We start from the raw sequence: 18,768 nt of genomic DNA on the forward strand, positions 1-18,768 counted from the left end.
CTTCCAGAAGAACTTTGGAAACATGTTTGGGAGAGTTATTTTGGTTAGAAAATTTCTTTCTGAGAAATCCTCAAGAAAGAATAAGAGCGTGCGTTTATTCTTTTTGCTTTTAAGTTTTTTTGCAGTCTTTTTTGTTACGGGACATTTTTCAAGAGCTTTGGAAATAGACCATGGCAATAGAGGGCTGGAATTTGAAGCCCTTTCCAAAGACGACAAGTCATTTCTGGATGATCTAGAGTATCGTACCTTTAGGTGGTTCTGGGATAATGCTAACCCGAGAAATGGTCTGATCCCTGATCGTGCACCTTTACCTGGAGGCGCTGCTAGTATTGCCAGTGTTGGGTTTGGTCTTACCTCATATGGGGTTGGTGTGCAAAGAGGGTATATAACCCGTCAGCAAGCTGCAGAACGCACATTAACAACATTGCGTTTTCTTGAAAAATTACCACAGAATGATAAAGCCAGTGGTTCTGCTGGATCACATGGTTTTTATTATCATTTTCTTGATCCTAAAACTGGGTTGCGTGTCGCAGATTGGTCTGAGCTTTCGAGTGTTGATACTGCTTTATTGATGGGAGGTATCCTGTTTGCTCAGTCTTACTTCGATCATCATACCAAGCAGGAACATGAAATTAGGAGAGTTGCAGAGCATCTATATCGCAGGGTAGATTGGCATTGGATGCAGCATAACGGTCAATGGCTCAGTATGGGCTGGTTTCCGCCAGATAAATTTATTCCCGTTGAGTGGAAAGGATATAATGAAGGGCTGATTATTTATCTGCTTGCATTGGCGTCACCAACTCATTCCCTGCCAAAACATGTCTGGAAAGACTGGACGAAAACCTACAATAATCAATGGGGTCAGTTCCAGGGGCATATCTTCCTGAATTTCGCGCCTTTATTTGGTCATCAATATTCTGAATCGTGGGTTGATTTTCGAGGGATTCAAGATTCCTTTAATCGTAAACATGAAACAGATTATTTCAATAACAGTCGTGAGGCTGTCTATGCTCAACGGGAATATGCCAAAGCAAATCCCGGTAAATGGAATGATTATAGTCAGGACATATGGGGGCTAACTGCCAGCGATGGCCCTGGCGATATTACAAAAGAGCAGGATGGTATTCAACGGCATTTCCTTTCTTATAGTGCGCGGGGGGTTGGGCGTGATTACATCAATGATGATGGTACGATCGCGCCAACCGCAGCGGGAGGCTCTGTTGCATTTGCTCCTGAGATAGCCTTGCCTGCTCTGAAGGAAATGAAACGGCGTTATGGCGATAAGATCTATAATCGCTATGGATTTGTTGATGCCTTTAACCCCACTTTTAAAACGCAGGATGGCTTTTGGGTAGATGGACAACAGATTGGAATAGATCAGGGGCCCATTCTGCTGATGATCGAGAATTATCGCAGTCAGTTTGTCTGGAATGTCATGAAAAAAAACCAGGTCATTCGCACAGCTTTAACAAAGGCGGGCTTTAAAGGGGGCTGGCTGGGGCAGAAATAATATTTGAGGGATTTTGCCTCATCCATGACAGCCTGGCCATGGCTTTTATGTAGGTTATTGGCCAGGTGTAGTCAGATGGAAAATGAAAAATTCCTGTTTCCGAAAAAAACCTTCCCATATTCGCGTCCAGGGACTGATAGATAGACTAGTGGAGAGTGGTAAGCTTCCTAATCCATTAAGTCCGGTTTTTTTCAGAAATTACATTATTACTTTTATAAGAATGCTTCTCCAGAGGCATTGACAATCGTGAATGGGAAAGGTCCTGCCCGTTATATAATTCCGGATAAATTTCGTTCGGAAAGAGAAGATGATGTGCAGGTGGGCAGGCTTATTCCTCCAGAATCCACCGAGGTTGAGAACTTTATTAATTACTTTTCCAAGCGTTATACTAACATTACCGAAAACTCTCCCTCTTCGAGAATTATTGCCATAGGACCAGTTCATCATCGTTTTAACTATATTCATCCTTTTATTGATGGAAATGGACGCGTTAGTCGCCTGGTCGCACATGCCATGTTTCATCATGCAAATATCGGACTAGAAGGATTGTGGTCTATATCGCGTGGTTTAGCACGGGGTTTGGAGGGTAAGCCTCGTTCGCAGGAATATAAACAGCATATGCAAGCAGCTGATCGTTTGAAAGATGGTGATCTTGATGGACGGGGGACATTATCTCAAAAGGCATTAAAAACATTTACAATCTGGTTTTTAAAAGTCGCGTTAGATCAGATAAATTTTATGCGCAGCCGGTTTGAAACAACGACTTTTACAGAGAGATATCTCTCTCATATAGAACGAATTTATAAAGATGATGATAGAGATGATATCAGAAAGATCATGAGTGAATTATTACAATATGGCACACTGGAAAAAGGAAAGCTTTCCAAGATTCTGGAAGTATCAGATCCCACAGCCAGAAAACGGATTGCGCCTCTTATAAAAGACGGGTTTGTAAAAACTGATCATAAAAATCATAAAGCCCCTTATGTTCTGAAGATTCCAGTAAAAGCAATGAGTGATATTTTCCCCCATCTTTTTTAAAGGAAGCAACAAGGTTTTATATAATTTTTATGCCGTGATTTTGTAAGAGTTTTAATGTCTCAGCTGGGCCATTAATGCTTCTGGTAAGAGAGCTTAGCAGATATGTCTCAAAACCGGCTTTCACACTATCTAGTGCCGTTTCCTTGACGCAGTAATCCAGAGCAACCCCGCATAAATAAAGGCGTTTTATGCTGTGAGCCTTGAGGATGTCTGCCAGCCCGGTTGAATGTCCGGCAGCATCAGTAAAGGCGGAATAGCTTTCAATAGAGGGATTGGTACCTTTATCAAAAATTCTGGCAGAAGAGGGGAGCTTTAAACGAGGGTCTAATTCTGCACCTTTTGTCCCAGCGATGCAGTGGACAGGCCAGGGGCCTCCCTGCGTTTTAAAAGAACAATGATTTTCCGGGTGCCAGTCACGTGTGGCGATAATGACTGAAAAACCAGCCTTGATTTGCTTGTTAATCAGCGGAAGTATTTTATCACTACCCGCCACCGCTAATGTCCCGCCAGGGAGAAAATCTCTCTGCATATCAATAATGAGCAGGGCATCTTCCTGGCGGGGTTTAAGAATCATCTAAGGTAGCTTTTTGTTTTTTTCTTTAGCTTCAAGGGCAGAGACGCGCGTTACCAAGAGTTGATTAATACGAAACCCTTCGACATCAACAACCTCAAAACAGAAGCCAGAGGCTTTGACGCGGTCTGCTTTACGCGCCATCCGCCTGAGACGGTGCATGACAAAGCCACCGATTGTATCGACATTATGGCCATCTTCAAAAAGCGGAATATTCAGCTCGCGAATAACATCTCCAATAGGAGCCGCTCCATCAATAAGCCATGAATCCTTATCTCGGGGAACGATAGCCTGCTCCTCAAAGGGATTGGCCAGACCGTCCATCAAAGCACCCATAATATCTTTATAGGTTGTTAAGCCAACGACGAGACCATATTCGTTAATGATAAGGGCAAAACCAGCACCATGAGTGTCAAACTGTGCCAGTGTTTCCCATAAATTCAATGTATCAGGAAGAGAAAGTACATCCCGCCGCATCTGGAATATCTGGCTTTTTTTTGCAGCTATTTCTGTCTTGCCTGTTATTGGCTCATCAACGACAGCAACCAGCACATCTTCTGCTCTGATAGATCCTATGACATGATCTAAGCCTCCATCACAAAGCGGATATCGTGAGTATGGGCGCACCCGTACTTTGTCACGCTGGCTTTCGAGGTTTTCACTTACTTCCAGGAAAACGATTTCATCACGAGGTGTCATGGCAGAGGTGACGGAACGGTCCTGTAGAGCCATGACATTCTGGATCATCTGGTGTTCTTGTTCCAGAAGAACACCAGAGGCCGTTCCCGCAGCCAGAACAGCACGCAAATCTTCAGGCGTCATGCGTTCCACCATGGGGGCTGCAGGGATATGCAGAACGCGAAGAATGGCATCAGAAATATGGGAAAATATCCAGACAAAAGGATATAGGAGCTTTAATAGAAGTGATGGGAACCATGAAACTTTAAGAGCAACCTGATTGGGCGCATTCATGGCGACCCGTTTCGGTAAGAGGTCAGCAAAAAGAACAAAAAGTCCAGTCACCAGAATGAAAGCGATCAAAGAGCCAAGCTCATGGGCAAGGACAGAATTGATCCCCCATCCTTCCAGCATGCTGCCTAAAGGGCTTCCTAGCATGGAATCCCCAACGATACCGCCTAATATGCCCATGGCATTCAGGCATATTTGAATCGCTGTCATAACCTTACCGCTATTACGCCGCAGGGCCAGAAAAGCTTTTGCGCGCTTATCTCCTTCCTCTGCAAAGCTACGCATCCGGGATTCACGTGCAGCAGCAAAGGAAATTTCGGAAAGGGAAATCAGGATAGAAATCCCAATCAGCACGATCGTGAAAAAGATACCTGTAGCAAAGAGCCAGTAGGGATGAAGATTTACTGATAAAAAAGCCATAGGACCCGACTTTAGCCTGCTTGATTAATAAAAATCTATCCCCTGACAGGTCTTTTTAAAGAGATTATGTCTTACTGCTATACCTTATATAATATGGTAAGGAGAGTCCGAATATATCGTGGACGGATATTACGGAGCGGTTTTTCTTTTTAAATGCATTGCCCAATAGGTCAGTCCAACCAGCAAGCCCCCAATGATATTTCCGATGGTTACAGGTATCAGATTATTTATGATAAAATGCCCAACAGTTAATTGTGAGAAGCTGTCAGGGTTACTTCCGACCATTTTCCAGAATTCTGGTGTTGCAAAAGAGTGGATCGCTATGCCCAATGGGATCATGAACATATTTGCGATGCTATGTTCAAAACCGCTTGCGACAAAAACAGCAATGGGCAGCATTAATATGAACATTTTATCAATTAATGTTCGTCCGCTATAACTCATCCAGACAGCCAAGCATACCATGAGGTTGGCTAATGTGCCTAAAAAGACTGCCTGGGTAAAAGAATGCTGTAATTTCAGGCTGGCTATATTGAGAACATTCAGCCCCCATTGACCTTTCCCTGCTAGATATTCTCCCGAGAACCAGATTAAAACAACGAAAAATAGGGCGCCAACGAAATTTCCAAAATAGACAATGATCCAATGTATGATCATGCGTTCTAAACTGATGCGTCTCGTTGCTGTTGGTACAGATGTTAAAATAGTAGAGGTGAAAAGGTCGGCACCACAAAAGACTACCAAGATCAATCCAAGCGAGAAGCATAGCCCACCGATTAGTTTTGCCATTCCTGCTGGCATAGCGCCACTGGCAGTTGTGACAGTGGTGAAAAATAAGAACCCGATGGAAATAAAAACGCCGGCTGTTATTGCAGAAAAAAATGTTTCTTTAACACTTTTATTAGCTTTATCAGCACAAAGTTTTTCAGCTAATTGTGCCATCTCTAATGGAGAACGATTATCGACTGTCTGATTCATGATTGATATTATCTCACTTGCACAATGATGTTATCATCTAATCAAATTTGTTTGAGTAACAAATACTTACTAAGGTGATTGATAATTTTATTATGTTTTCTGGTATTATACATAAATTACATAGATAATATTTATTACTTAAATGTGATCTTGATAAAATATTCTTGAGCTTTTGTTGGTTTTGGGTAAATATTTATTTCATAGATTAAGTTTATTATTATATAGATATTTTTTATTGATATATAATTTTACAATAAAACTTAATTTTGTAAGACAATCAGACAAAAATGATGATATGATTTTAGAAATATATTTTTGTTATGGATATGCCTTTTATTATGGAAAAAAATGCATCACTTTATAAGACTTATTGAGTAAGACGGGTTAAATTATTGGAATTATTTATTTGAGTTATAAAAAAGGCTCATTTGCGATGGGGTTTAACCCGCAAATGAGCCTTTTCCATGAGGGATCATTGTAGATATTCTTTCAAATATCTACAAATTACTCTTAAAAGACTATTTTGTGCTTGTTAGCACATGACCTTCATACTGACCTGTTAGTGTTTTAAGGAAGGCAACAATATCAGCAACATCCTGATCAGATGGGTTACTGTCTGGCGTTTGATAATGTGCCATCTTGCGTACGGCTTCTTCAAGAGTCTTGGCACTGCCATCATGGAAGTAAGGTGCCGTCAGTTCAATGTTACGCAAGGTAGGAACGACGAAACGGTTGAGATCATCTTCTTTCTTATCGAGTGCGTAAATGCCTTTATCGGCATCAGTTTCTTGACCGCCGCGATCCTTGAAGTAGTTGGCTTCCAGTCCCATGACCTCATAGCTCTCGCCACCAACAGCAATGCCGCTATGGCAGCCTGAGCAGCCAATAGCCTTGAAACGTGCATAACCACGTTTAGCCTGTTCGCTGATCGCGTCTTCTTTGCCCTTCAGATATTGGTCAAAAGCACTGTCAGGTGTAATCAGTGTTTTCTCGAATTCGGCAATCGCCTGGGTAATGGTCTCTTGCCCGATCTGCGCATCGGGACCAAAGGCTGCTTGGAACATGGGCATATAAGCGGGGTCAGCAGTTAATTTATTGGCGACGTCAGACCAGTTATGTGAGCCCATTTCAATAGGATTCATGACAGGGCCAGCGGCCTGTGCGGCTAGATCGGGTGCGCGGCCATTCCAGAATTGTGCGATCTTGAAATAGGCGTCATAGACGCTTGGAACGTTAATCGGGCCTTTCTGTCCGCCAATCCCAGTTGCAGTAACCAGATGATCAACCCCTCCTGTGTCCAAGCCGTGGCAGCTTGCACAAGTAAGCGTATTATCGCCTGAAAGCTTTTTATCAAAGAAGAGTTTCTGACCCAAAGCAACCTTTGCCGGATCCACAGGGATTGATTCCGGCACCGGACGAATAGGCTCTCCAGCCAGAGCAGAGATGGCGCCAGTTGTATTATAATATTTACGTCTTGTATCCTGCACCCAGTTCAGAATAGCCTGACGCTCATTTTGCGAAAGATGAGCGTGCCAATGCATCAGAAGATATTGTGCAGGGGGCATACGGTTTTGAACGACCACTTCTTCGATGCGTGATAACGCTTCTTCTGAAGGAGGTTTGCCTTGTTCAAAAGCAGATAAAACAGGCTCCAGACGGAAATGTCGTTTCCCTTGTTCAAGATCCTTTGCCATAATTGCATGGGCAACAGGAAGGCTGAAATAAAAAGGCAGATCACGTCCGACAGTGTGGCAATAATCACAACGTGCTTCATTCAGTGCATTAAAAGCAGCAAGCGCGACAGGATCTTTCTTTGTGGGGGAGGTTTCAGGCAATCTTGGAGCCGTTTTATGATCATAATGCTGCAAATAGGCAACTGTACCACCATAAGCAAGCAATCCAGCCCCAACCAGAGAGATCAATACGCGTTTCAAATTTTATTCCTCCGCATTCTTATGCAACTGAAGCGTTTTATAAGCCTTAATGTAATTTTTGTTTGATCAATAACAAAATGTCAAAATGATTATATCTATCTCCTTCATAAATAAATCTAATGAGAAATTATAGCAAAACCTATAAAATAAGCCTTTTAGGCTGCCATAAATGTCTTCAAAATGTTTATTTAGGAAAAAATAATGTCTGTTTTTATAATCCAGCCAGTTCCAGCCACTCTTTTTCATTAATCGTGCGAATGCCGAGTTCATGGGCTTTTTTCGCCTTTGAGCCGGCTTTTTCACCTAAAATAACAAGAGTTGTTTTCTTTGAAACCGTTTCAGTAACATGGGCACCAAGCCGTTCGGCAACGGCTTTTGCTTCGGGACGGGACATTTGCGTAAGCGAGCCTGTAAAAACAAGTATTTCGCCAGAAAGTTTGTGAGCTTCTGCTCCTTCAGTAAGCGCAGAAGGCGCTTTTGTAATTGTTAGCTGTGAGGCAAGATCGCTCATAACGTGATCATTATGAGGCTCACGGAAAAAAGCAGAGAGTTCATCAGCTATTGCCTGACCAATCCCCATAATCGCGCTGAGCGTCTCATAGTCTTCCTGATTTTCATCATTAAGGGCATGCATAGAATGGAGCCAGTTTTCAAATGTGCCGTAATGACGTGCAAGTAGGGTCGCATTGCGGTCCCCAATCCGTCTTATTCCCAGGGCGTAGATAAAGCGTGAAAGTGTAATGGTACGTTTTTCATTGATGGCTTCTAAAAGATTATCAACTGATTGTGCGCCCCAGCCTTCAAGTTTTAGAAGGGATTCCTTATGGCCTGAAAGACGGAAAATATCACCAGGTTGTTTTATATAACCTAGCTCATAAAAAGCTCTGATTGTGCGCTGGCCAAGCCCTTCAATGTCAAATGCCTTACGGGAGACAAAATGAATAAGGCGTTCAATGGTTTGGGCCTCGCATGTAAGGCCACCCGTGCAGCGTCTGACAGCTTCACCTTGGATCCGTTCCGCATAAGCACCACAAACTGGGCAATGGTCAGGAAAGATGAATTTAGGTGCACGCTGGGTTTGCTGTTGCCCTTCTGATGGAGAGAGAACGCCCAGAATTTGTGGAATGACATCTCCTGCGCGTTGTATACGCACCAAGTCTCCTAGCCGTACATCAAGGCGATTAATTTCATCTTCATTATGTAATGTAGCCCGTGAGACGATGACGCCGCCTACATTCACGGGTTCAAGATGTGCTACAGGTGTCAGAGCTCCGGTACGGCCGACCTGTATCTCAATATTCTCAAGTCGTGTAATAGCCTGTTCGGCAGGGAATTTCCATGCAATGGCCCAGCGTGGCGTGCGTCCTACAAATCCAAGACGTTGCTGAAGCGCAAGTTCATTGATTTTAAAAACAATGCCGTCAATATCATAATCAAGGCCAGAGCGTTCGCGGGCGAGTTGCTCTACATAAGCAGGAATATCACTGGCATGAGCCAGTAAGCGGGAGAGGGGATTGACGTCAAACCCCCATTGCTGAAGCTTTTGCAGAAATGCTTGATGTGTATCGGCAATAGCTGCAGAAGATGCTCCCATATTATAGGCAAAAAGCCCTAGAGGACGTTTTGCCGTTACCTGTGGGTCAAGCTGACGCAGTGAGCCTGCTGCGGCATTACGTGGGTTGGCAAAAGGTTTCTCTCCTCGTTTTTCTTGCGCTGCATTCAATTCATAAAAACGCGATTTCTGCATATAAACTTCACCGCGTATCTCGATAAAGTCGGGTGCATCCTGCCCTAATGTCAAGGGGACTGTTTTTAGAGTGCGAATATTGTCTGTGACATCTTCGCCTTCCATTCCATCTCCACGCGTCGAGCCGTAAACCAGTTTGCCCTGCTCATAAGTGAGATTAATCGACAGGCCATCTATTTTCGGTTCCGCCATGAAACTGAGCTTCTGGGCATCTTCTTCCGAAAGTCCTAGAAAATTCCCGGCACGACTGACAAACTGGAGAAATTCGTCAGAGTTGAAAACATTTCCCAAAGAAAGCATAGGCACTCGGTGCTGAAGCTTTTTGAATGAAGGGTCAGGCTTTGCACCGATTTTTTCGCTAGGATTGTTTTTGTTTTTCAGCTCGGGATGCAGCCTCTCCAATTGTGAAATTTCTAGTCTGGCATGATCATATTCCGCATCGGAAACCTCGGGATTATCCCGCCCATGATAGGCTTCATCCCAACGCGCTATTTTATTCTGAAGTTCCTGATATCGTGCAGCAAGAGAAGAGAGGGGGTCGTTCATGAAGGTGTTTTTCCAAGGAGACTATCGGCCGCAGCGCGTGCGGCTTCTGTAATACTGTCGCCAGCGAGCATACGGGCCAGCTCTTCACGCCGCTCTGTAGGGGAGAGAGGCTCCGCAATGGTTATAGTCCTTTGGTTAAGGACTTTTTTTGCGATGCGATATTGATGCTCTGCCGAGGCGGCAACCTGCGGGCTATGCGTGATTGCGAGGACCTGGACGCTTTGGGCAACACGGTGCAGTCTTTCCCCAATCGCAGAGGCTGTAGCACCACCCACGCCAGAATCAACCTCGTCAAAAACGAGTGTCGTTAAGCCAGAACGTCCAGCTAGAACAACTTTAAGCGCCAGCATTAGCCGTGAAAGCTCTCCCCCGGAAGCAACTTTTCCAAGTGGACCTGCGGTTTGTCCGGGATTGGCTGCGATGAGGAAGGAGGCGGTTTCCGTGCCGCGATGAGACCAGTTTTCAAAAGGTAGTTCGGTCAGCTCAACGATAAAGTGCGCTCTCTCCAGTTTGAGGGGTTTTAATTCGGCCATAATCGCTTTTTCCAGCTCTCTGGCGGCTTTCTGGCGGAAAAGATTTAGGGTTTTAGCATCAGTTCTATAGGTTTCTTCAGCTTGCCGGGTCTTTTTCTCAAGCTGATGAATGGTCTCGATCCCTGTTTCCAACCTTGAGAGTTTGTCTTTTAAACTAGACAGAAAGTCAGGAAGTTCAGCTACGGTAATATGATGTTTGCGTGCTTCCGCACGGAGAGCAAAAAGGCGTTCTTCAGTTTCTTCCAGAAGATGATTATCGGTTTCTGTATCTGCTACCAATCTTGTTAGAAGCATTTCGGCGTCAGCCAGGGCTTCTTCCGCTTTTTCAAGGGCTGTAAGTGCTTCCTGCGCCTGTAATTGATGCGTTGAAGGCTCGCTTTGTGTATCATTCTCATGATCGGAGAAGGAGGAGGGCAGAAGTCGGGCCAGTGTACGGCTTGCTGAGCGTAAAGCGTTGGCTGGGTGTGCAGCGCGGCGATCACGTGGGTTCAGTTCCGTCAGAGCAGCAGCTACAGCTTCACGCCTGCGTTCTTCTTGCTGTAATTTCGTGCGAAGTTCGACAAGCTGATTTTCTTCTTCATGTTGTGGTGCCAATGAGGAGAGGTCTTCAATGGTCTGACGCAGCCAGTTTTCTTCTTTTTCTGCTTCTTCAATGATATGGCGGGCTTCTGTCAGACTGGTCAGGGCTTGCTGCCAATCTTTCCAGCTTTGTCTGACTGTTTCGACGGGAACACTAAGCGCGCCAAAAGAGTCAAGCAGATCAAGATGCAGTTTTTGATCAGCTAGCCCCATCTGTTCATGTTGTCCCTGAATTTCGACCAGGAGGGAAGCGATTTTGCGTAAAACAGAAATACTGATTAGCTGCTCGCCCATATAGGCACGTGAACGTCCATCTCTAGTGATGAGACGACGCAGAATCAGGGGATCACCTTCTTCGATCGCGGAAAGGTCCAGCTCTTTGAGAAGGGTATGAACCTCATGGTCTGGAGGAAGATCAAAGACAGCTGTCACACTGCTTTGTTCGGCTCCGTTACGAATAATATCACCCGCAGCCCGTTCTCCTAAGGCGAGACCAAGACTATCCAGAAGAATTGACTTTCCAGCCCCGGTTTCCCCTGTAAAAACAGTCAGGCCTTCCTCAAAGTGAAGGTCGAGCTTTTCAATAAGAACGATATCCCGGATAGAGAGTTGTGTCAGCATATGACTACTCTAAAACGCGGACCCTCCGTCCGTCCAGAGAGAACAGTTCAACGGAGGCAGAAAGTTCCATGCTGTTTTGAATAAGACGTTTTAGAAGATCTTATTCCACATATTGGCAAAGAAATCGCCAACAGGATTAAAGAACGAGAAGAAGCCCTCATCTTTTTTCTGTTTTTGAGGTAATGGCTTACTTTTCGGTGGTGGCGAAAGGACTGCTGCCTGCTGTGGGGGCTTTTGCTGTAATGCAACAGAAGAGGGCTGTTGCATCATTGCTGATGCAGTCTGTCGCCCCTGAGACGCAGAGGCTGCTGCTTGTGGGGCAGGGTTCAAGACAGGAGAAGTGGATTGCACAGAAGCAACGGATTTCTGGCCTGGTGCAGGTATATCAAATTGCGCAATAGGCGCTGTTTTCGTAGAGGAAAGCGTCTCTGAGGCTAGGATTGGCCCCTGAGCTTTTCTGCTTTCGTCATAATTACCGTTTTTAGCACCAGGCTTACGCGTCTCTTTGGTAAGTAAACCATTATATTTCAGTTTATTATAGGCAATGCGATACCATTTGCTGTCTGGGTAGTTATATCCCAGAATCAGAGCGTTCTGGCGTGCTTCATCTTTCAGCCCCAGGCGAAGGCTGACTTCAACGATACGTTCCATAGCTTCTGGGACATGGTTCGTTGTCTGGAAGTCCTGCACAACGCGTTGATAACGACCAAGGGCTGCCTGATAATCTTTTTCACGTTCATAAAAACGTCCGACCAGCATTTCCTTACCGGCTAAATGGTCACGGCAGAGATCAATTTTAAGTTGGGCATCACGGGCATAAGAGCTTTGCGGGAAGCGTGTTACGACTTCCTGAAGGGCGTCCATGGCCTCAATCGTGCCAAGCTGGTCACGTGAGACAATCCCGATCTGCTCATAATAGCAGAGACCTCGCAAATAATAGGCATAGGCAGCATCGGGACTGGTGGGGTGAAGCTGGAGGTAGCGTTCAAGCTGCTGGACTGACAGCTCATATTCACCCTGAAGGTAATAGGCATAGCCCTCAAGCAATTCCGCATTCCCAGTATACCCTGAATAAGGGAAGTTCTGCTGAAGCGACTCGAACTCTGCACTGGCTAGTTTGTAATCGCCTCCATGAAGGGAATCCACGCCGTAATTATAGAGGGTCTCGGCATCAGTCGTTCTTGGCACGCGTTTATCTGCATCATCGGCACAGCCGCTGAGCAATGCAAGCCCCATCAGACCACTTAAACCAAGAGTCAGGGCGCGGGAGGAACGGGTTTTTACAGCGTAATGCTTGATGATGCTAACCATAACTGCCTTATAGCATGGAAGGTAACAGGAGGAAGAGGTACTTGGTCATTATAAAAACGCCTTTATCTTTAGAATAATGACCTTCCAAAACTCAAGAGTTCATTTTCAGGAAACGAGCTGCCATGTTTCTTTTTGTTTTGCTAAGGTTTTTATAAGCTGGTTATTTAGGGCGTGACCAGATTTGAACCCTTCAAATTTTCCTATAATTTGATAGCCGAAACAGTAACAATCTCCAATAGTATCCAGTAGTTTATGACGAATAAACTCGTCTTCACATCGTAATCCTTCAGGATTGAGAATATGATCATTTTCTACGACGAGAGCATTTTTTAAAGACCCACCTAGTGCGAGTCCCTGTTTTTGCAAATTCTCAATGTCATTATAATTAACGAAAGTACGGCTGAAGGCGATATTTTTGAGGAAGTCATTCTGGGTCAGAGTGAAATCTATCTTTCCTGAACCGATGATTTTTTCTTTGAAATCTATTGCAAGCTTAAGAGAAAATTTTTGCTTCTTTCGAGGCTGGAGAGATGCAAAAGCTCCCTCTTTGCCTTGAACACTCACAGTTTGGAGGATTTTGATAAAATGTCGGGGCGCAGGGAGTTCCTGCTGTCCCGCACATCCAAGTAAAAAAACAAAATCCTGGGCACTTCCGTCAAAGATTGGAATTTCAGGACCGTCAAGCTGAATGAGAATATTATCAATAGCGAGTGCGTGAAGCGCTGCCATAAGATGTTCAATCGTGGAGATACGAACGTCTGGTTCAGAAGGTGATGCTATGACCGTTGCGAGCTGGGCTTCTTGCAGGCTTTCGGGGGTGAGGCGGAAAGGCTTCGTGTGGGTGAGGTCAGTTCTCTGAAAGAGGATTCCACTATCGGCAGGCTGAGGAAGAAGTTTTAAGGTAATTTCTCTGCCGGTATGAAGCCCGATGCCGCAGCAGAAAATTTCTTTTTTGAGCGTCGTCTGAGCCTGGGAGGTTTTTAAATTATTCTTACTGGATGAAGAGGTTGGTTCGTTTTGTTGTGTCACTTTCAAAATCCCTTCCAAAGGGGGGGTGCCTCATTATAGTGCTTCCCGATAATGAACACGGTTACGGACCTCATCGCTTCAGGCTCGGGGTGGCCTGAAGCGAAATCGTCATCTTTAAAGATATTTTGTGGGTAAACCTTATTTCTGGGGACGCCTTAAATAAGCCGGAATATCCAGGTTTGAATCATCTGTCTGCTCGTCCTGTTTCTGTTGTGGGTGTGAAGGAGGAGCATCATAATTCCGGGAGGACTCAGCTCTCTGTTGTGAACCTACAAAAGGTGTAGAACGCTGCCCTCTCTGATCAGCGGCAGCAGGTCGACTACGGAAGAAACGGCTGAAGAAACCGCCCCCCCCCTCATTTTGATCAGGCTCTTCAGCGTAACGAGGCGCTGTCTCAGCTGGTCTGGATAATGGCTGGGGTGCTGAAGTGTAAGCAGCGGCAGGGGCTTCTTCCATACGTGTTTGTGGCGTAATGACTGGCGCTTCTTCAGGCTTTGGTTCTACTGCTTGTGATGATTGCTGTTCAGCTTGAGGTAACTCTTCAGCGACTGGGGTTGTATGAGGGGGAGGCTGGAAGCTGTTGATTTCATCACGTGACGCAATACCAGTCGCAACAACCGAGACCTGGATCGTCCCGCTCATTTCTTCGCGCACAAGTAGACCACCGATGATTTCGGCATCTTCGTGGGCTTCTTCACGGATACGTTCCATTACATTGGTATAATCATGAAGCCCGAGATCAGGCCCCCCTGTGACATTGATCAGTAGGCCGCGTGCACCACGGATGGACGTTTCTTCCAGAAGAGGATTAGAAATGGCTCGTTCAGCTGCGAGAGTAGCCCAGTCCTGGCCATCTACACTACTTTGGGCGACTCCTGTGCCCATCATGGCTTTGCCCATTTCCCCCATGACGGTTTTGACGTCGGCAAAGTCCAGATTGATCTTGCCAGGGACGACCATAAGGTCGGTAATGCTTCTGACACCCTGATAGAGTACGTCATCTGCCATTTTGAAGGCATCAATCAGTGTCGTCGTCTGTGTCGCACAGCTGAAAAGATTCTGATTGGGGATGACGATCAATGTATCAACATGTTTCTGTAGCTCAGCAATGCCGGCATCAGCAGAGCGGCAGCGCCTCATTCCCTCAAACTGAAAGGGCTTGGAAACCACGCCGATTGTCAGGGCACCATTTTCACGGGCGATACGGGCAATGACGGGAGCTGCACCTGTACCGGTGCCACCACCCATTCCCGCTGTAATGAAAACGAGGTCGGAGCCTGTCAGATGTTGACGGATTTCTTCTTCAACTTCCTCAGCAGATTTACGGCCAATTTCGGGTTTGGCACCTGCTCCTAGACCACGTGTCAGGGTAGGGCCTAATTGAAGGCGGACATCAGCGTGTGAATTGGCCAGCTGCTGTGCATCAGTATTGGCAACGACAAACTCTACGCTTTTGAGGTCCGTAGAGATCATATTATCGACAGCATTCCCGCCGCCACCGCCAACACCTACTACCGTAATACGTGGAGGGCTGACTACACTCACACCAGGTGTTGTTGGGGTCAGGTTCAGTGTCATATGTGCGGCTCCGAACGGTAAAAAACAGAATGACTGAGCAATTCAGTTAGGACGATTCAGTCATGAGGCAGGGAATTATACATGCCTGCCGATGAAATTAACAAGACGTCTCATCCAGTTTCGTCCTTGTAAACTGCTTTCTGCCATAGAAAATTGTGTATCAGCTCCCAAAGCCCAGGCTAATAGGCCAGAAGCTGTGGAAAATCCAGCAGAGATTGCCGAGCTTTCGGGCAGGTTTTGTACATTGATGGGCTGTCCCAGGCGTAATTGTCGGCCAAAAATGCGGGCAGCAACAGGGCCAATATCAGTCAGAAGTGAAGCGCCACCTGTCAGGACAATCCGCCCTTCAGCCAATTGTCCCAGACCTGCACTATCAAGGGCATGTCGCGTCATTTCCAATGTTTCTTCAACGCGTGGTGCGATAATTCCAATCAATCTGGCTCTGGAAATACGTTCAGCCGTACGATCCTGCCCTGTGGGAAGGCGGATGGTGTAATCTTCATTTTCAGAGAGATATTGGGCTGCACCATGCATGGTCTTGAGCCATTCAGCGGTATCTGTATGCACATTGAGGGCTGAGGCAATATCACGGGTAATGTGATGACCACCAATGCGCAACTGGGCAGTATGGAGTAACTTCCCGTGAGAGAAAATGCCGAGAGATGTTGTGCCTGCACCCATCTCAATAACCGTAACCCCCAGGTCACGTTCATCATGATCCAAAACTGAAAGCCCGGCGGCAAAGGGGCTGGAAACAAGACCTGACAGGCGTAATTCCGCTTTGTTTAAGACAGTACTAAGTGTCCGCAAGGTGCTGGTATTGGCATCAATAATATGGAATTTGCCTAGCAGATTTTGACATAAATGTCCGCAAGGGTTGGGTACTGCATGTGTTTCATCCACATTAAAGCCCAATGGGAGGGTATGGATGATTTCACGTCCCTCCCGTTGGGCAGAAAAACGGGCATCTTCCATCAGGTTATGGACATCATTTTCCACAACTTCGCGATTACCGATTACTGTGGAAACATCTGTATGAAGACTCATGGGATTGCCGCCGGAAAGGTTGACAATCAAGTCATCAATATGGCGCCCTGTTTGTTTCTCAGCATCACCTACTGTCGCACGGATAACAGCTTCAGCCTGTCTGGTATCGACAATAGCCCCAGATTGTACGCCTTCTGAGCGTCGCCAGCCCCACCCAAGAACCTGGAGTGTACCATTTTGCAGTCCTCTGCCGATGAGGCAGGTCGTTTTTGTCGACCCAATGTCTAATACAGCTTTAATGCCAGGACGCCATTCAAACCCAGGGCGTTTTTCTGTGGGTAGAATAGGGAGAACTGCTTTGCTCTCTCTTCCTGTTGAGGGAAGAAAGAGCGCTTCTTTCGTTTGTTGCGAGGGCAGTGAAGACATCAGGGATGTTTTCCAGCAGGGCCGGGAGAAGGGGGCGGAAGGCTTTTGCTCTTTAATGAAGAATTTGTTCCAGGTGAAGTAGCGGCTTTATTAGGCAAAGAGGGAGCAACAGACTCTGTTTCTGGCGTAATGGCAGGCTCTGGCTCTGGCGCTGGTGGAAGGTGAATGACCATTCTGTCAGGGAGTCGCATATCAATGGCCGATAAAGGGCGTTCCAGAAGGTGAAAATTTTGCTGATAACTCTGAAGACGTTGCAGGGCTGCATCCTCAGCATTTTCAGGAAGCAGAATGAGTGTACCATTACGCATCATCATATTCCAGCGTCTATTTCCTATACGGACCAGAGCCAGAGTGTGTTTGGCAATTTCTGGAGTGTGTTTAAGTGCTTCAATGAGTGGGGCTGCATTTTCGTTAGCGCCTTCGCCCACAACAAGTGGTAGTTTGCGGAAGATTTCAGAATCAGCGGTCGTAAATTGTTGTTCTGAAACTGGCTTGCCTGCCTCATTAATCAGTACAAAATGTCCATGTGTTTGCCAGATAGCAGCCGGTATACGTTCCTGTACTGTAATGATGATTGTATCAGGCAGGTGCCTTTCTACGATAGAATGTTCAATGAAAGGTAATTTATTTAGTTTCTGTCGTGCATCTTCAACGGAAAATCCAAACAGATTATGGCCTATATCTGTATTAAGCTGAGCCATGATTGTGGCTTTGTCAGTAAGATGGGCCCCTGTAATTGTGATTTTTTTTATTTTAAGTGGGTCGAGTGATTCCAGGTTTCGTCTGATGGTTTCCATCTGGGAATCAGAGAGCATGTTATAGAGCGTCCAGCCCCCGCCAGTTGAAATTCCGAGAATCATGATGAGGAAAAAAAAGCGCCCTAACCCCGTTCTGTGACGCTGCCAGAAAAGAGACAGACGAGATGGCCTGTCTCCCTCAATGGGCCGTCTGTTTTTTTCTGGGGGAGGGGGGCCAGCGTACATGAAAGAGGCTCAGCTTCCCTGCGGTAAAGTGAGGAGAGCGGAAACGCTGGAGCTATTGAGTGAAAGCGCTTCCTTGACGATCCAGTCACAGAGCCGTGCATAAGAAAGTCCACGATAGGCTGCCTGTTCAGGGAGTAATGAAGTGGGGGTCATGCCGGGTTGCGTATTGACCTCCAGGATTACCATATGATCAGTTTCCTTATCATAACGGAAGTCGGTCCGGCTGGCTCCCGTGCATCCCAAGGCTTTATGTGCTTTGACGGCAAGATTACATAAATGGTCGGTTAAAGAAGTGGGAAGCGTTGCGGGAACGATATGACGTGAGCCGCCAGATTGGTATTTGGCACCAAAATCATAAAAATCTCCAGAAAGTGGTAGAATTTCCGTCACTGCAAGTGGTGTATCACGCATGACACCGACTGTAAGTTCCTGCCCAGGGATATAGTCTTCTACAAGAATTTCCTTGCCGTAACGCCAGGAGGATGCAATTTCAGGGCGCCTTGGGTCTCCTGGTTGTAAAATCGTAACGCCTACAGAGGAACCTTCCAGGAGGGGTTTGATCACATAAGGGCGTGGTAGTGGGTCAGATTCTGCCAGTTCTTCTGGAGATATGACCAGACCTTTGGCGACTGGCAGGTTGTGAGCTTCAAAAATAATTCGGCTTGTCGCTTTGTTCATGGCCATGGCTGAACTCTGAACATCAGAATGTGTATAAGGAAGTCCCAGCCAGTGCAGTACGCCCTGAATGGTTCCGTCCTCTCCACCTGGGCCATGAAGGGCATTAAAAACCACATCAGGATGATAAATCCTGAGTGCGTGAATGGTCTGTTCAAGGTCAGTATTAACGTCAAGAGGCTGGACTTTATGACCAAGCGAAGACAAAGCCTGTGCAACGGACTTGCCACTTGAAAGACTAACGTTTCTTTCGCTGGAGGTTCCCCCCATCAAGACGCTGATTTTTAGAGGATGATCAGTTTTTTCACTTTGTGTGACATGATTCATGGA

At 46.0% G+C, this 18,768-nt stretch carries 13 protein-coding genes and 1 pseudogene; 2 read left to right on the forward strand and 12 right to left on the reverse strand.

The window, feature by feature from the left end:
• Nucleotides 1-163: 163 nt before the first annotated feature.
• Together AC3B6P_RS05515 and AC3B6P_RS05520 are read left to right on the forward strand one after the other, a co-directional pair.
• Nucleotides 164-1,510 (forward strand): glucoamylase family protein, encoded by a 1,347-nt coding sequence (locus AC3B6P_RS05515; RefSeq protein WP_489805551.1) that lies wholly within the window; start codon nt 164-166, stop codon nt 1,508-1,510.
• 246 nt (nt 1,511-1,756) lie between these two features.
• A complete protein-coding gene (locus tag AC3B6P_RS05520) occupies nt 1,757-2,551 on the forward strand; it encodes a Fic family protein (RefSeq protein WP_489805102.1) in 795 nt (264 codons plus the stop codon).
• A gap of 16 nt (nt 2,552-2,567) precedes the next feature.
• On the opposite strand, the gene AC3B6P_RS05525 is transcribed toward AC3B6P_RS05520, so the two are convergent.
• From AC3B6P_RS05525 to AC3B6P_RS05580, 12 genes and pseudogenes are all read right to left on the reverse strand, one after another.
• Nucleotides 2,568-3,125, reverse strand: coding sequence for a nicotinamidase (locus AC3B6P_RS05525; RefSeq protein ID WP_489805103.1), 558 nt, complete (start codon nt 3,123-3,125; stop codon nt 2,568-2,570).
• A complete protein-coding gene (locus tag AC3B6P_RS05530) occupies nt 3,126-4,511 on the reverse strand; it encodes a hemolysin family protein (RefSeq protein ID WP_489805104.1) in 1,386 nt (461 codons plus the stop codon).
• A 129-nt stretch (nt 4,512-4,640) separates the two neighbouring features.
• A complete protein-coding gene (gene focA, locus AC3B6P_RS05535; RefSeq protein ID WP_489805105.1) occupies nt 4,641-5,453 on the reverse strand; it encodes a formate transporter FocA in 813 nt (270 codons plus the stop codon).
• A gap of 554 nt (nt 5,454-6,007) precedes the next feature.
• A complete protein-coding gene (locus AC3B6P_RS05540; RefSeq protein WP_489805106.1) occupies nt 6,008-7,423 on the reverse strand; it encodes a cytochrome-c peroxidase in 1,416 nt (471 codons plus the stop codon).
• A 211-nt stretch (nt 7,424-7,634) separates the two neighbouring features.
• A complete protein-coding gene (gene ligA / locus AC3B6P_RS05545) occupies nt 7,635-9,716 on the reverse strand; it encodes an NAD-dependent DNA ligase LigA (RefSeq protein ID WP_489805107.1) in 2,082 nt (693 codons plus the stop codon).
• A complete protein-coding gene (gene recN, locus AC3B6P_RS05550) occupies nt 9,713-11,449 on the reverse strand; it encodes a DNA repair protein RecN (protein ID WP_489805108.1) in 1,737 nt (578 codons plus the stop codon). Before recN ends, ligA begins: the two co-directional genes overlap by 4 nt.
• A 486-nt stretch (nt 11,450-11,935) precedes the next feature.
• Nucleotides 11,936-12,760, reverse strand: a pseudogene (locus AC3B6P_RS05555) (outer membrane protein assembly factor BamD); the annotation flags it as partial.
• 105 nt (nt 12,761-12,865) lie between these two features.
• Nucleotides 12,866-13,789, reverse strand: coding sequence for a UDP-3-O-acyl-N-acetylglucosamine deacetylase (gene lpxC, locus AC3B6P_RS05560; protein ID WP_489805109.1), 924 nt, complete (start codon nt 13,787-13,789; stop codon nt 12,866-12,868).
• A 138-nt stretch (nt 13,790-13,927) separates the two neighbouring features.
• Complete coding sequence (gene ftsZ, locus AC3B6P_RS05565) at nt 13,928-15,367, reverse strand: cell division protein FtsZ (protein WP_489805110.1); 1,440 nt, start codon at nt 15,365-15,367, stop codon at nt 13,928-13,930.
• A gap of 75 nt (nt 15,368-15,442) precedes the next feature.
• Nucleotides 15,443-16,780, reverse strand: coding sequence for a cell division protein FtsA (ftsA, locus tag AC3B6P_RS05570; RefSeq protein WP_489805111.1), 1,338 nt, complete (start codon nt 16,778-16,780; stop codon nt 15,443-15,445).
• Nucleotides 16,780-17,763, reverse strand: a complete 984-nt coding sequence (locus AC3B6P_RS05575) for a cell division protein FtsQ/DivIB (protein WP_489805112.1) — start codon at nt 17,761-17,763, stop codon at nt 16,780-16,782. The genes ftsA and AC3B6P_RS05575 overlap by 1 nt, the downstream gene beginning before the upstream one ends.
• Nucleotides 17,764-17,772: 9 nt before the next feature.
• Complete coding sequence (locus tag AC3B6P_RS05580; RefSeq protein ID WP_489805113.1) at nt 17,773-18,765, reverse strand: D-alanine--D-alanine ligase; 993 nt, start codon at nt 18,763-18,765, stop codon at nt 17,773-17,775.
• Nucleotides 18,766-18,768 lie beyond the last annotated feature (3 nt).

The organism is Aristophania sp. ESL1142 (assembly GCF_058107345.1).